The sequence below is a fragment of the Sulfitobacter sp. AS59 genome (assembly GCF_038899995.1).
Classification (GTDB): Bacteria; Pseudomonadota; Alphaproteobacteria; order Rhodobacterales; family Rhodobacteraceae; genus Sulfitobacter.
Genome location: NZ_JBBMQK010000001.1, coordinates 44,401 through 58,106 on the forward strand (window position 1 = coordinate 44,401; position 13,706 = coordinate 58,106).

The window sequence follows — 13,706 nt, forward strand, 5'->3', positions numbered from 1 at the left end:
ACCATACCTCACGCTAAACACCGCCCTAATGGATCGGTGGCCGAGTGGTCGAAGGCGCACGCCTGGAAAGTGTGTAGGCGGGAGACCGTCTCCAGGGTTCGAATCCCTGTCGATCCGCCATTACCCCTTTTTATTGGCCGTGACGCAGGTTTGCCTGCTGTGGCCTGACTGTATCGATTGCCATTTGTTAAGCGTCGATGTGAACCAACCAATTTGCAAAGGGTCGTCCCGTTTTAGCCAGCACAGTTAAATTTCGATGATCGGGTATTTTGGCCTGTTTTCCGCTGCATTCATCGCCGCGACCTTTCTGCCGATGCAGTCCGAGGCGTTGCTGATCGCGTTGATGTTGGGCAATCAGCACACATTGGTAATTTTGCTATTGGTTGCCACAGCGGGAAATGTTTCGGGATCGGTGGTGAACTGGGTCTTGGGGCGGGTTGCCTTGCAGTTCAAACACAAACGTTGGTTCCCCGCCAATGATGCGCAGCTGGCCCGTGCGGAAGTCTGGTATCACCGCTATGGGCGCTGGTCGCTGCTGGTCAGTTGGTTTCCGGTCGTGGGCGATGCGTTAACGATCATGGCCGGGGTGCTGCGCGAACCGCTTTGGTCCTTTGTCGCGATTGTCACGGTGGGCAAGGCAGCGCGATATATCGCTTTGGCGATGATCACGCTCGCATGGTTTCCGCCAACGGGCGGTTGATTTTTAAGGGCGCGGAAAAAGAAAAAGCGCCTTTCGGCGCTTTGTTCGTGTCGGGATGATATGGAATAGGGGCTTCAGCCGCCCCAGCTGCGGACCACGCCGCAATCCATATGTACGAAGTTTGACCCCGAATATTTGCCAACACCGCCGCCATGGCATGCGATTGCCGCCTTGGCCATTTGGTTGACGGAACGGGATGCCAGCCGCAAATCAGCCGCCTGACCGCGCATGTGGAGCGAGTTTTTAGCAACACCGCGCGACCGCGACCGTAGCATCGCGTTCGTCTGCGGGCTGCGGTAGCCGGACAAGAGCATGTAAGGTTCGCTGACGTCCAAAAGGTTATGCGACGCGGCCATGATATCGATGGTGCGCAGATCGATGGATTTCACCCCATTCGTGCGCCAGTCGCGCATGAAATGGTTCACTTCCTTTACGGCATCTTTTATATAATCGCCTTCGATCCAATAGATCATGTCGAGGCGTTCACCGGTGCGACCGGAATACATCTTGATACGGCGAATGTCGCCTGCACCGCGCAGAAAACCTGCTGCATTGGCGAATGTGGGGGCTGCTGTTACTGCTGTCGCTGCGAATGCGCCCAATAGGGCACGGCGGGATAAACCCGAAGAATTACTACCAGTCATGCGTCAAACGTCCCGTACTAAACCCGATCTTTCATGATGTTACATGCAAGATCTCAACCATCCCCAGATGCAACGCATATATGTCATAGAGTGATTCTTTTACCAAGCGCTGAATTAAAAAGGTTCCATCTATCAACAAATTTAGGCGAATAATTGCGCAAACATGCGGCGGGTGATCATTTTTGCAACAGCGGCGATGCTCAAACACATCAGCGGTGAACAATATGCTGCCCTCACACGTAATGTTATTGGACAAAATCAGACGCTTGCACGCGTTATGGGGTCCAGTCGTGTTTTAGGTCTTTGGGGGACTCGATGATTAAATATCCAGGTATCAAATCAGGTGCCACAGGCAGATTAGCCACATTTTTGGGCGCTGCCGCCGTTGCTTTTACGGTTCTAACCAGTCCCGCGCCTGCCTTTGCGCAGTCGATTGCGTTCAAACAGGCCGTTGCCGAGGCAGCATCGCGCGACGCCGATATTGCCACCTATTACCGGATCCACGGCTATGCACCGGTCTGGACCGATGGGTCCGACACCCAACGCGACCGCCGCGCGGCACTGATGGCCGCAATTTCGACGGCGGATAAACATGGTCTACCGACGGCGCGCTATGATCCCATCGGCCTGATGGAACAGCTGAAAAACGCCAAAACACCCCGTGACCGTGGCCTTGTTGACGTGGAAATGACCAAGGTCTTTTTACAATACGCCCGTGACCTGCAAACCGGCGTGGTGGTGCCATCCCGTATCGACAGCGCCATCGTGCGCGAGGTGCCGTATCGCGACCGCCAAGGGTATATGACCGATTTCACCAGCGCTGATCCGATGCAGTTTCTGCGCGATCTGCGCCCGCGGACCTTGGAATATAATGCGCTGATGCGTGAAAAGCTGGCGATGGAAAACCTGCTGTCCAAGGGCGGTTGGGGGCCAGCTGTGCCTGTGGCGTCGCTGAAACCCGGCGCGCAAGGCAACGCGGTCGTGGCACTGCGCAATCGCCTGATTGCGATGGGCTATCTCAAACGCTCAAATTCGATGCGCTATGACGCTTTGATGGAAGACGCAGTGCGCGAATTCCAGCAGGATCACGGTTTGAACACGGATGGGGTGGCTGGCAACGGTACCATGTCCGAGATCAACAAAAGCGTTGAGACGCGGCTGAAATCCGTCATCGTCGCGATGGAGCGGGAGCGCTGGCTGAACAAGGAACGCGGCCCACGTCACGTGCTGGTTAATATTCCTGCCTTTACGGCTGCAATTGTGGATGATGGCCGCGTCACCTTTGAAACACGCACGGTTGTGGGGGCCACCAAAGCGGGCCGCTATACGCCCGAGTTTTCAGATACGATGGAATATATCGTGGTGAACCCCACGTGGAACGTACCCCGGTCTATCGTGACCAAGGAATACCTGCCGTCGATGAAGACCAACCCGGGTGCGGCGGGCCATATCGATCTGATTGATGGTCGTGGGCGGGTTGTCAGCCGGGATTCTGTGGATTTCAGCCAGTACAATGCGCGTAATTTCCCCTTTAGCATGCGCCAGAAACCCGGTTCGCGAAACGCGCTTGGGCTGGTGAAATTCATTTTCCCGAACAAACACAACATCTACCTGCACGACACCCCGTCGAAAAACCTGTTTGCGCGCGATGTGCGGGCGTTCAGCCACGGCTGTGTGCGCCTGAAAGACCCGTTCGATTTCGCCTATGCGCTGCTGGCGCGTCAAGAGAGCGATCCGGTGGGCTTTTTCAAGGCACAGCTGAACACAGGGCGCGAAACCTTTGTGCATCTGGATGTCGAATTGCCGGTGCATCTGATCTATCGCACTGCCTTTACCACGGCGCGGGGCCACACCCAGTACCGCGCAGACATCTATGGGCGTGATGCCAAGATCTGGGACGCGCTGAGCAAGGCAGGGGTAGCAATGGGCGCTGTTCAGGGTTAATTCATCCCCGACAAGGGGAATGAACCATGCGCCACACTATTCAAGAGATTGCCGCGTCACTGGGGGCCACCGCCGTTGGTGATACGTCTTTGACCGTCGAAAAGCTGGCCGAACCTGCGCAGGCAGGTCCGGATGATCTGGCCCTCGCGATGAGCCCCAAATACGCTGCAAGCCTCGCCGAAGGGGCTGCGGTCGCCGCGATGCTTTGGCCCGATGCCGATTGGCAGGCGCTTGGCCTTAAGGCCGCGATCCTGCCGGACCGTCCGCGCTATGCCATGTCGGGTCTCACAAAAATGATGGATCAGGGCCAAGGGTTCGAGCCTGGCATTCACCCGTCGGCGATCATCGACCCCACGGCCAAGCTGGGCGCTGACGTGTCGGTGGGTCCGTTCACCATTATCGCGGCAGGTGCGCAAATCGGCGCGGGCAGCGTGATCGGCCCGCAATGCTATATTGGCAAGGACGCGGTGTTGGGCACAAAAGCCTATCTGCGCGATAACGTCAGCATCGGCGCACGGGTCACCATCGGCGATGATTTCATCGCGCAACCCGGTGCCCGCATCGGCGGGGATGGGTTTTCCTTTGTGACGGCTGAACCCAGCACGGTTGAGCAAACCCGCAAAACCCTAGGCGACCGGGGCGACACAAAAGCGCAACAATGGACGCGTATTCACACCTTGGGCAGTGTGACCATCGGGAATGATGTGGAATGCGGAATGAATTGTACCATCGACAGCGGCACCATCCGCGATACGGTGATCGGCGATGGCACCAAGTTGGATAATCAGGTGCATCTTGGCCATAACGTTGTGGTTGGCAGCAACAGCCTGCTTTGCGGGCAGGTTGGCATCGCGGGTTCTGCCACCATCGGCAATAACGTGGTGCTTGGCGGGCAATGCGGCGTCAGCGACAATATCTTTGTCGGCGATGGTGTGATCGCAGGTGGTGGCACCAAACTGATGTCGAACGCACCTGCGGGCCGGTCGATGCTGGGATATCCCGCAACCGAGATGGGCAAGCAGATCGAAAGCTATAAATCGCTGCGGCGTTTGCCCCGCTTGCTGCGTGAATTTACGGCGTTAAAGAAAGAGTTGTCCAAACCTGCGTCCGACGCTTAGCGCGGGGCAAAAGCGGACGTAGTGTAAGGAGAAGGTTCGTGAGTATCCAAGACCAAGTCATCCAAATTCTTGCAGAACAAGCCGTGCTTGAGCCGTCAGATGTCACGATGGACAGCACGCTTGAGGATCTGGGTATCGATAGCATGGGCGTGGTTGAAAGCATTTTCGCGATCGAGGAAGCCTTTGATATCTCAGTGCCGTTCAACGCCAACCAGCCCGCCGATTCAGATTTCGATATCTCAAGCGTGGCCAGCATTGTGGCGGGCATCAAGCGGCTAAAAGCCGAGCAGGGATAGGCCGGTGAAACGCGTTGTTATTACCGGGGCCGGGACGATCAACGCGCTTGGTCTGAACGTGCCCGACACCTTTGCCGCCATGAAAAACGGCACCTGCGGCATTGGCCCGCTTGAGTTTCGGGACGTAGAGCGTTTGTCGATCCAGATTGGCGGGCAGGTCAAGAATTTCCCGCCCCCTGAACGTTATAACCGCCAGCAGCTGTCGCTTTATGATCGGTTCACCCAGTTTACCCTGGATGCCGCAGGGCAGGCGATTGCGCAATCCGGGCTGGTGTTCTCGGGCGAATTATCCGCCAAGGCAGGGGTTGTTCTGGGCACGGCGGGGGGCGGCGTCAGCACATGGGATGACAATTACCGCGCCGTCTATGAAGAGGGTAAGAACCGCGTTCACCCCTTTGTCGTGCCCAAGCTGATGAACAACGCCGCCGCCAGTCATGTGAGCATGGAATATAACCTTAAAGGGCCGTCGTTTACCGTGTCGACCGCCTGTGCCTCGTCCAATCACGCGATGGCGCAGGCATTTGCGATGGTGCGATCCGGTATGGCCCCGGCGATGGTCACGGGCGGGTCTGAATCTATGCTATGCTTTGGTGGCGTCAAAGCGTGGGAAGGGTTACGCGTCATGAGCCGCGACGCCTGCCGCCCGTTTTCCGCCAACCGCAATGGCATGGTGCAGGGCGAGGGCGCAGGCATCTTTGTGTTCGAAGACTATGACCACGCCCGCGCCCGTGGGGCCGATATCCTGTGCGAGGTCGCCGGTTTCGCTATGACATCGGATGCCAGCGATATCGTGATGCCGTCCAAGGCCGGTGCTGCCCGTGCGATGCAAGGCGCATTGCAAGACGCGCGGATCAATGCGGATGAGGTCGGATATATCAACGCCCATGGCACGGGCACGGCGGCGAATGACAAAACCGAATGCGCGGCGGTGGCTGATGTGTTCGGCCCGCATGCGGACCGGTTGATGATCAGCTCGACCAAGTCGATGCACGGCCATCTGATTGGCGGCACCGGGGCTGTCGAACTGCTGGCTTGTATCATGGCGCTGCGCGACGGTGTGATTGCCCCCACGATTGGCTATCAGGAACCTGATCCCGAATGCGCGCTTGATGTTGTCCCGAACGAGGCCCGCGACGCAGAAGTGTCGGTTGTGTTGTCCAACGCCTTTGCCTTTGGCGGGCTGAACGCCGTGATCGCATTACGCAAAGTATAGCGGGCTGTTCTACAGCCCTGACATGAAAAAGGCCGCCTCGGGTCCCGAGACGGCCTTTGGCATTTTCAAACCAAACCAGATTTACTGATCGATCACCGAAGACTTGTCAAAGCTTGCGGTAAAGCCGTCCAGTGACAGGGACAGTTCGACCTTTTGATCAGGTGCCAGCGCCGGAACGATGGTGATTGTCGCTTCTTTACCGCGTTTGAATGCGGCGACATCCTCGTTGGTCAGACCCATACGGACATAGCAGCCAACAGGGTTACAAAACGCAAAAGGATAGCGGCGCGCTTTGCCACCATCGACCGCAAGGCTTAGCTGCGCGGGCAGGGCGGTTTCAAGCGGCACAACGATCGTCGCGCCTGCTTCGGCTTTGCCATTGCCCGGCAAGCGGAACAGCGAAAATTCAGCAACGGGAACACCTTGGCCGTCGTCCATCAACTGGTACATCTGGCACGGGTCGTTTTCTTCTTCGGTCTTGATGCAGCGCATTTCCCAGGCACCGATAACCTCTTTGGTGTAGGGTTTGCCGATATCTGTCTCGCCCTCGGCATCCACGCCCATGCTCAACTGCGATTCCAGCGCGTTTGCTGGCGGGGTGGCTTCTTCGGCCGGGGCCGCCGCCGGTTTTTCGCTGGTTGTGGTGGTTGTTTGCGCAAAAGATGCCATGGGCAAGGTCATCGCCAAAGCCGCACAGAGGGGAAGGATGTTCAAATACTTGTTCATGCTCGTTCCAAATCAATTATATTTATCGCCATTTACCACGCCCGTGAACGGATGTCAGGCAAGATGCACCCGGTTTTTGCACCGTTCCGGCAGTTTTTTGCTGATGATTTGAATGTGGGGGCTGAAAAAGAAAAAAGGACGCAAGCGCCCTTTTCCCTGTTCTTCGTTTCTCCCCGTCGGACTGGGCCGACTTATTGCACGAAGGTTACGAAAGCACATCCGCGCGGTCAATAGGAAATATGCAGCCCCGCTGACGACTTAACTGTTTAAAAAAGGGCCGTACCCGAAGGCACGGCCAGTCTGACAGGGAGGAAGTGTTCACGGACCAAAAGGACATGTAGATCCGGAACAATTTCACTATGGTGCCGAAAGGTTAAGTTTGTATGCTTATGCGGCACTTTGCCTGCTACGGCGGGACCCAAAAGGATGATGAATACGTGACAAATGATATCTTTATCGGCGGCGGCGGCGCAGACTATGCCACGCAGCAGTTTCTCAACATTGGCTATGCCAACCGCCACGGCCTGATCGCAGGGGCGACGGGCACAGGCAAAACCGTGACGCTGCAAATTCTGGCCGAAGGGTTTTCCGCCCAAGGCGTGCCGGTGTTCCTCTCCGACGTCAAAGGGGACCTGTCCGGCCTCGCTATCGCGGGATCGGAAGGGCATAAACTGCACGAACCTTTCATGTCACGCGCCGAAACCATCGGTTTTAGCGATTATTCCTACGGCTCCTTCCCGGTCGCTTTTTGGGATATGTTCGGCGAACAGGGCCACCCGGTGCGCACCACTGTATCGGAAATGGGCCCGCTGTTGTTGGGGCAACTCTTGGGCCTAAGCGAAGCACAAGAGGGCATCTTGAACATCGCCTTCCGCGTGGCCGACGAAGACGGCATGCCGCTGCTCGACCTCAAAGACCTGCAAGCCCTGCTTGTCTGGGTGGGTGAAAACGCCTCAACCCTCGCCCTGCGCTATGGCAATGTGTCGCCGGCCTCTGTGGGCGCGATCCAGCGCCGCTTGCTGGTGCTGGAAAACCAAGGTGCCGCTGATCTCTTTGGTGAACCGGCGTTGGAACTCTCCGATCTGATGCGCACCGACAAGGATGGTCGTGGTTTTATCAACATCCTCGCCGCGGACAAGCTGATGAGCTCGCCCAAGCTTTACGCGACCTTCCTGCTGTGGTTGTTGTCCGAGCTGTTCGAGGAACTGCCCGAGGTCGGCGATCCGGACAAACCCAAGCTGGTGTTCTTCTTTGACGAGGCACATCTGCTGTTTGACGACGCGCCCAAGGCGCTGGTCGATAAGGTGGAACAGGTCGCACGGCTGATCCGCTCCAAGGGGGTCGGGGTCTATTTCATTACGCAAAACCCGGCCGACGTGCCCGAAGACATCTTGGGCCAGCTTGGCAACCGCATTCAACACGCCCTGCGCGCCTTTACCGCCAAGGACCGCAAGGAACTGCGCATGGCTGCGCAGACCTACCGCGAAAACCCGCGCTTCGACACAGAAGAAGCCATTCGCGAGGTTGGCGTGGGCGAGGCCGTGACATCCATGCTCCAGAAAAAGGGCGTGCCCGGCGTGGTCGAGCGGACATTGATCCGCCCGCCGTCATCGCATCTGGGGCCCATCGATGCAGGAACCCGCGCGGTTTTGATCGCGCAAAGCGCCATGGCGGATAAATACACCACACGCCTTGATCGTGAATCCGCCTTTGAAATCCTCACCAAACGCGCGGATGATGCTGCCAAAGCCGCCGCCAAAGCAGAGGAAGAGGCCGAAGAGGCCACACCGGTCTTGCGCGAATTCAACGCCGCGCGCCGCTATGCCGGCAAAGGCGTTTCGCGCTCGTCTTCAAAACGCACATCCAAATCCAGCGAAAGCTTTGGTGGCGCGATTGCAAGTGTGGTGATCAAGGAACTCAAGGGAACGACAGGCCGGCGCATCGTGCGCGGCATCTTGGGCGGATTGTTCAAAGGGCGCTAACACCCCAATTCCAAATGGACTAAAATCCTCGCCGAAGGCTGGCCTTATCCCGTTTGGGATAAGGCCATTTCTTTAGCAGTAGCCGAAACCCTACTTTTCGGGGATCAACCCGCGCGGGCTGAACCGCAAGACCAGCAGCAAAACCGCGCCCATGGTCATCAACCGCATGTGGGCGGCGGATTCAATCAGATGATCCTTCAGCCAATACCCATCCGCCATGCCATAGGTGATCACATTCATCAGCCACAGGCCCATGGGCTCAACCATCACCCACAAATACCACATCAGGAACCCGCCCAGGACGGCCCCAAAGTTGTTACCTGACCCGCCGACAATCACCATCACCCATATCAAAAAGGTAAAGCGCAACGGCTGGTACGATCCCGGCGTCAGTTGGCTGTCCAGCGTGGTCATCATCGCGCCTGCGATCCCGCAAATGGCCGAGCCTAAGATAAACACTTGCAGGTGCCGCGCGGTGACGTCCTTGCCCATGGCCTCGGCTGCGACTTCGTTGTCACGAATGGCGCGCAGCATCCGGCCCCAGGGGGAATTCAGCGCGCGTTGGCTCATCCACAGCAGCAGCAGCAGCACAGCGGCAAAAAGCACGATGTATAGGAACTTGACCCACAAGGTAGACGCCTCAACGGGGTCAAAACCAAAACCGGCGGCGCGTTCGACAAACCCGGTATTGTTTTGCAGATCAATCTCATAGGGAACAGGGCGCGGGATGCCGATCACGTTTTTCACACCGCGCGACAGCCAGTCCTCGTTCTTGAGAATGGCAATGATGATCTCGGCAATGCCCAGCGTCGCAATGGCCAGATAATCCGACCGCAGCCCAAGCGCGGTTTTACCAATCACCCAAGCGGCGCCGGCGGCAAACAGACCGCCCACGGGCCAGGCAAGGATCACCGGCAAGCCAAGGCCCCCCAGATATCCGGTATGGGCAGGGTTGATGTCCTCAACGGCCGCGACGGAGGGATCAAAGATCGCGCGGAACAAGAAGAACCCGCCGATCAACAGCGCCAGCACCACCACCGTACGCAGCCAGCCTTTGGCCATGCGTTTCATCACCTGAACGGCCGCAACCACAGTCGCAGCCCCGAGCAGCAAGGCCCCCAGAATGCCCCAGCCACCGGCAGACCAAGCACCTTCGGTTGCGGGCATGCCCACCAGAACCGCAGCCAAGCCCCCCAAGGCGACAAAGCCCATGATGCCCACGTTGAACAATCCGGCAAAACCCCATTGCAGGTTCACGCCCAACGCCATGATGCTGGAGATCAGCCCCATCGAGATGATCAGCAGTGCCGCATTCCAGCTTTGTGCAAAGCCGGTATAGACAATAAGGGCCGCAATAATCGCGAAAAGCGCGGTATTTCTAAGTGTCTCGTTCATACCGATTGCCCCTTGAACAGACCTGTGGGTTTGAACAGCAACACGATCAACAAGATCACAAAGCTGACGGCGAATTTATAGTCGGTGGACAAAAGCTGAACCAAGCTATCGGGGGCAAGGCTGTCGGGCAGCATATAACCCAGCACTTTTTTCCACGCATAGGTGATGGTGACTTCGGAAAAGGCGATGACAAAGCCACCGGCAATGGCACCCACCGGATTGCCCAGACCACCAACAATGGCTGATGCAAAGATCGGCAGCAGCAGTTGGAAATAGGTGAACGGTTTGAATGACTTATCCAGCCCGTACAGAACGCCCGCCGTGGTCGCAAGGCAGGCCACGATGATCCAAGTGATCATCACCACACGTTCGGGGTTGATGCCCGACAACAGTGCCAGATCTTCGTTATCGGAATAGGCGCGCATGGATTTGCCCGACCGGGTTTTGTTCAGGAACCAGAACAGCACGGCCACCACGATAATGGCGGTAATCACGGTCAGCCCTTGGGTGGTTTTGATCGCCAGACCTTCTTGCAAGCCCGTCATTTTCTTAAAGGTCCGTGCCGAGATGATGAACCGTTCGCCGTCCAGAAAATTCTTGTCATCAGACCCGATGATAAAGCGCGTGATGCCGTTATAGATGAACGTCACCCCCAGCGACACGATCACAAAGATCACCGGTTTGGCTTTTTTCTCGCGGTAGAATTTATACACCACCCGGTCGGTGCCCAGCAGCAAACCGATGGTGACCAAAATCGCAAAGGGCAGGGCCAGCAGCGCCGTGGGCAGCACCCAAAGATGTAGGCCGAGGGACTGAAAGCCCCAAGTGATCAACACCGCCGACATCGCCCCAAGCGCCATGGTATCCCCATGGGCAAAGTTCGAAAACCGCAAGATGCCGTATACCAGCGTCACCCCAAGCGCACCAAGTGCAAGTTGCGAGCCATAGGCGATGCCGGGGACCAGCACATAATTGGCCAGCGCCACTAAAGCGTTCAATAAATCCATCAGTTGCATGTCCCTAGATAGCTGATGACGAAAGGCCCGTCAGCGTAGTGCACCGTATAACGTGTCGCACCGTTTTCTGTGATCGTGATCATGTGGCGCGCAGCAAAGGTGCCCCCCGCCAGCGACATCGATTTGCCCGAGGTCACCCCCAGCAGTTCGACGGTTTCAGCATCCGTAACCATTTGCGCCTGAATGCCCAAATCATCCGCACTAAGCCCGCCACCGATGCCCGTGATTTCGGGGGTAAACTCGGTTTCCGTGCAAGGTTCGTTTTCAACGCATTCGGTGACAAACTCGCATCTCCGCAAGATGTCTTTGCGGTATGGTGCCGTTTCAATGGTCAGGTTTTGCTGGGGCGTGCTGTCTGCCGCCGCCGCGTCGGGTGCTTTTTCCTGTGCCACGGCGGGCAGGGTCGAAATCAGCACAAGGGGGATAATCCAGCGCATTCCTAGCCCCCCAAGAATGATTTGCGGACTTCTGGATCGTTTAGCAGCTCTTTGCCCGTGCCGGTAAACGCATTGGCACCTTGCACCAGAACATATCCTTTGTCAGCGATCTCAAGGGCTTGGCGGGCGTTCTGTTCCACCATCAAGATGGGGATGCCGGTGCGCGCGACCTCGATAATGCGGTCAAACAATTCGTCCATAACGATGGGGCTGACGCCTGCGGTGGGTTCATCCAGCATCAATACCTTGGGCTGGGTCATCAGGGCGCGGCCCACGGCGACTTGCTGGCGCTGACCGCCCGATAATTCACCTGCCGCCTGATAGCGCTTTTCCTTGAGGATCGGAAACAGGTCATAAACCTGCGCCATGGTATCGCGGAAATCGTCGCGGCGGATAAAGGCACCCATCTCAAGGTTCTCCTCGACCGTCATCGAGGTAAAGATATTCGACGTTTGCGGGACAAAGCCCATGCCCTTGGCCACGCGGTCTTGGGGGGATAGGGCGGTGATGTCTTCGCCGTCCAGCCGCACATGGCCGTCGCGCAGGTCCAGCATACCGAAAACGGCCTTCATCGCGGTTGATTTACCAGCCCCGTTGGGGCCAACGATCACGGCAATTTCGCCCTTTTCGACGGCGATGGTGCAGCTGTGCAGGATATCGGGCCCTTTGCCATAGCCGCCCGTCATCGCCTCACCAATCAGGAATGGCCCACCGGGGGCAGCATGGCTTTTGCCGCCTTGTTTGACAGGCTGCGCGGTGCCTTGGCCTTTGGTGTTGCCGATCGACAGGTCTTTGTTGCCTCGATCACCATATGGGTCGCTCATGTCAGTCTCTTTCAGTCGGTGCCGCTGGTGTGCAGCGGGTCAATGGTGTCAGCGCAAGACAACGGGTCCTCGCAGGTGTCGCGCAGCATCATGGCCACGTCAAAAGACATCTTTTCCATGTCCTCAAGCGGTGTGGTGTCCGCCGTGTCCAAGTATAGCATGATCCGCGCAGGTCCGACCTGCGACAGCATAATCGCACTTAGGGTCCGGTCACCGTTGATCTGGTCATATTGCAGGTGGCGCAGGGTCAGGCCGCGCGGGGTGACGATCTTGTCGATCTGCAATACTTCAAGCGGGGCATTGCCATCCGCCTCGATCCAGGCGTCATAGGTTGCGAATTGTTCCTCAAGCGTGGCGACGTTGTCGGTGATCTCGTGACCGGGCCATTCCTGGGTGAAGTTCAGGACATAGTTATCGATATAACGGGCAGAGCCGTCACCGATGACATCCCATTTCGCCGCTTCCCACACGGTGCCCCGATCACACATCCACACATCCGCAGACAATTGCGCGCAGGCGGCAGATGCCTGCGGCAACGCCATGGCGGCGGCGAATGCAATGAATGACAGGCGGTGCTTCATGCGGTTTTGTTCTTGAGGCCGGTGCCCAGATACGCCTCGATCACGTGCTCGTTGGCTTTGATCTCGGGCAGGGTGCCTTGGGCCAACACTTTGCCTTCGGCCATACAGATCACCGGATCACAGAGACGGCCGATGAAATCCATGTCATGTTCAATGACGACAAAGGTATAGCCGCGTTCTTGATTCAGGCGAATGATCGCGTCACCAATGGTGTTCAGAAGCGTGCGGTTCACGCCTGCACCGACCTCGTCCAGAAACACGATCTTGGCGTCGACCATCATGGTGCGGCCCAGCTCAAGCAGCTTTTTCTGACCGCCCGAGATTTGACCGGCCTTTTGCTCGGCCAGATGTTCGACCGTCAGAAATTCCAGCACTTCGTCGGCCTTGGCGCGCAGGGCGCGTTCCTGATCGGCGATGCGTTTGCGGCCAAACCATGTATTCCACAGGGTTTCGCCCGCCTGATCGCCGGGCACCATCATCAGGTTCTCGCGGCAGGTCATCGACGAAAATTCATGCGCAATCTGGAAGGTACGCAGCAACCCTTTATGAAACAGCTCGTGCGGGGGCAGGCCGGTGATGTCCTCGCCGCCCATGGTGACACGGCCCGAGGTTGGTTTAAGAACGCCCGCGATCACATTGAAAAGCGTGGTTTTTCCCGCACCGTTGGGGCCGATCAATCCGGTGATTGTGCCTTGTTCAATGGTCAGGCTGGCCCCGTCGACGGCATGAAAGCCACCGAAGTGTTTGTGTACATCGTCAACGACGATCATATGGCTATCCCCGTGTCCGCGTCGTAAATGCGCGGTTATATCTAGAAAACAGCAGCCCGG

Annotated in this window: 14 protein-coding genes and 1 tRNA gene; 7 read left to right on the forward strand and 8 right to left on the reverse strand. The window is 57.4% G+C overall.

The features are described from left to right. The first annotated feature begins 30 nt into the window (after positions 1-30). Together WNY39_RS00230 and WNY39_RS00235 are read left to right on the forward strand one after the other, a co-directional pair. Positions 31-120, forward strand: a tRNA-Ser gene (locus tag WNY39_RS00230). Positions 121-256: 136 nt separating this feature from the next. Beyond that, complete coding sequence (locus WNY39_RS00235) at positions 257-700, forward strand: YqaA family protein (RefSeq protein WP_342843116.1); 444 nt, start codon at positions 257-259, stop codon at positions 698-700. Between the two features lie 74 nt (positions 701-774). Here the strand turns inward: WNY39_RS00235 and WNY39_RS00240 are convergent, their stop codons facing one another. Next, a complete protein-coding gene (locus tag WNY39_RS00240; RefSeq protein WP_341235263.1) occupies positions 775-1,344 on the reverse strand; it encodes a DUF882 domain-containing protein in 570 nt (189 codons plus the stop codon). 315 nt (positions 1,345-1,659) lie between these two features. Between WNY39_RS00240 and WNY39_RS00245 the strand changes: the two genes are divergently transcribed. Genes WNY39_RS00245 through WNY39_RS00260 form a run of 4 tightly spaced genes read left to right on the forward strand, consistent with a single transcriptional unit; the run spans position 1,660 to position 5,915 of the window. Then, the gene (locus tag WNY39_RS00245) at positions 1,660-3,288 is read left to right on the forward strand and encodes a L,D-transpeptidase family protein (RefSeq protein ID WP_342843119.1); all 1,629 of its coding nucleotides are present in this window, start codon (positions 1,660-1,662) and stop codon (positions 3,286-3,288) included. 26 nt (positions 3,289-3,314) lie between these two features. Further along, positions 3,315-4,406 carry a UDP-3-O-(3-hydroxymyristoyl)glucosamine N-acyltransferase gene (gene lpxD / locus WNY39_RS00250; protein ID WP_342843121.1) on the forward strand — a complete coding sequence of 364 codons (1,092 nt, stop codon included), beginning with the start codon at positions 3,315-3,317 and terminating at the stop codon, positions 4,404-4,406. 38 nt (positions 4,407-4,444) lie between these two features. Continuing rightward, positions 4,445-4,702: an acyl carrier protein gene (locus tag WNY39_RS00255; RefSeq protein ID WP_342843123.1), complete on the forward strand. Its 258-nt coding sequence runs from the start codon at positions 4,445-4,447 to the stop codon at positions 4,700-4,702. Between the two features lie 4 nt (positions 4,703-4,706). After that, positions 4,707-5,915: a beta-ketoacyl-[acyl-carrier-protein] synthase family protein gene (locus tag WNY39_RS00260; protein WP_342843125.1), complete on the forward strand. Its 1,209-nt coding sequence runs from the start codon at positions 4,707-4,709 to the stop codon at positions 5,913-5,915. An 81-nt stretch (positions 5,916-5,996) separates the two neighbouring features. Here WNY39_RS00260 and WNY39_RS00265 read toward each other — a convergent pair whose 3' ends face one another. After that, positions 5,997-6,641 carry an invasion associated locus B family protein gene (locus tag WNY39_RS00265; RefSeq protein WP_342843127.1) on the reverse strand — a complete coding sequence of 215 codons (645 nt, stop codon included), beginning with the start codon at positions 6,639-6,641 and terminating at the stop codon, positions 5,997-5,999. A gap of 437 nt (positions 6,642-7,078) precedes the next feature. Here WNY39_RS00265 and WNY39_RS00270 point away from each other — a divergent pair, with 437 nt between their 5' ends. After that, a complete protein-coding gene (locus tag WNY39_RS00270) occupies positions 7,079-8,623 on the forward strand; it encodes a helicase HerA-like domain-containing protein (protein ID WP_342843128.1) in 1,545 nt (514 codons plus the stop codon). 90 nt (positions 8,624-8,713) lie between these two features. Here the strand turns inward: WNY39_RS00270 and WNY39_RS00275 are convergent, their stop codons facing one another. Genes WNY39_RS00275 through WNY39_RS00300 form a run of 6 tightly spaced genes read right to left on the reverse strand, consistent with a single transcriptional unit; the run spans position 8,714 to position 13,646 of the window. Continuing rightward, complete coding sequence (locus tag WNY39_RS00275; RefSeq protein ID WP_342843129.1) at positions 8,714-10,018, reverse strand: branched-chain amino acid ABC transporter permease; 1,305 nt, start codon at positions 10,016-10,018, stop codon at positions 8,714-8,716. Then, on the reverse strand, positions 10,015-11,025 hold the full coding sequence (locus WNY39_RS00280) for a branched-chain amino acid ABC transporter permease (RefSeq protein WP_341235255.1): 1,011 nt from the start codon (positions 11,023-11,025) through the stop codon (positions 10,015-10,017). Before WNY39_RS00280 ends, WNY39_RS00275 begins: the two co-directional genes overlap by 4 nt. After that, positions 11,025-11,471, reverse strand: coding sequence for a hypothetical protein (locus tag WNY39_RS00285; RefSeq protein ID WP_342843130.1), 447 nt, complete (start codon positions 11,469-11,471; stop codon positions 11,025-11,027). Before WNY39_RS00285 ends, WNY39_RS00280 begins: the two co-directional genes overlap by 1 nt. Before the next feature lie 2 nt (positions 11,472-11,473). Beyond that, positions 11,474-12,295: an ABC transporter ATP-binding protein gene (locus WNY39_RS00290; RefSeq protein WP_342843131.1), complete on the reverse strand. Its 822-nt coding sequence runs from the start codon at positions 12,293-12,295 to the stop codon at positions 11,474-11,476. 11 nt (positions 12,296-12,306) lie between these two features. Next, positions 12,307-12,876, reverse strand: a complete 570-nt coding sequence (locus WNY39_RS00295; protein WP_342843133.1) for a hypothetical protein — start codon at positions 12,874-12,876, stop codon at positions 12,307-12,309. Further along, a complete protein-coding gene (locus WNY39_RS00300; protein WP_341235251.1) occupies positions 12,873-13,646 on the reverse strand; it encodes an ABC transporter ATP-binding protein in 774 nt (257 codons plus the stop codon). The genes WNY39_RS00295 and WNY39_RS00300 overlap by 4 nt, the downstream gene beginning before the upstream one ends. Between the last annotated feature and the right edge of the window lie 60 nt (positions 13,647-13,706).

Excerpts from the sequence above, each read along its gene's own strand:
- WNY39_RS00300 (WP_341235251.1), bottom strand. The coding sequence starts at position 13,646 with ATGATCGTCGTTGACGATGTACACAAACACTTCGGTGGCTTTCATGCC.
- WNY39_RS00280 (WP_341235255.1), bottom strand. The coding sequence starts at position 11,025 with ATGGATTTATTGAACGCTTTAGTGGCGCTGGCCAATTATGTGCTGGTC.
- WNY39_RS00275 (WP_342843129.1), bottom strand. The coding sequence starts at position 10,018 with ATGAACGAGACACTTAGAAATACCGCGCTTTTCGCGATTATTGCGGCC.
- WNY39_RS00295 (WP_342843133.1), bottom strand. The coding sequence starts at position 12,876 with ATGAAGCACCGCCTGTCATTCATTGCATTCGCCGCCGCCATGGCGTTG.
- WNY39_RS00285 (WP_342843130.1), bottom strand. The coding sequence starts at position 11,471 with ATGCGCTGGATTATCCCCCTTGTGCTGATTTCGACCCTGCCCGCCGTG.
- WNY39_RS00240 (WP_341235263.1), bottom strand. The coding sequence starts at position 1,344 with ATGACTGGTAGTAATTCTTCGGGTTTATCCCGCCGTGCCCTATTGGGC.
- WNY39_RS00265 (WP_342843127.1), bottom strand. The coding sequence starts at position 6,641 with ATGAACAAGTATTTGAACATCCTTCCCCTCTGTGCGGCTTTGGCGATG.
- WNY39_RS00235 (WP_342843116.1), top strand. The coding sequence starts at position 257 with ATGATCGGGTATTTTGGCCTGTTTTCCGCTGCATTCATCGCCGCGACC.
- lpxD (WP_342843121.1), top strand. The coding sequence starts at position 3,315 with ATGCGCCACACTATTCAAGAGATTGCCGCGTCACTGGGGGCCACCGCC.
- WNY39_RS00290 (WP_342843131.1), bottom strand. The coding sequence starts at position 12,295 with ATGAGCGACCCATATGGTGATCGAGGCAACAAAGACCTGTCGATCGGC.
- WNY39_RS00245 (WP_342843119.1), top strand. The coding sequence starts at position 1,660 with ATGATTAAATATCCAGGTATCAAATCAGGTGCCACAGGCAGATTAGCC.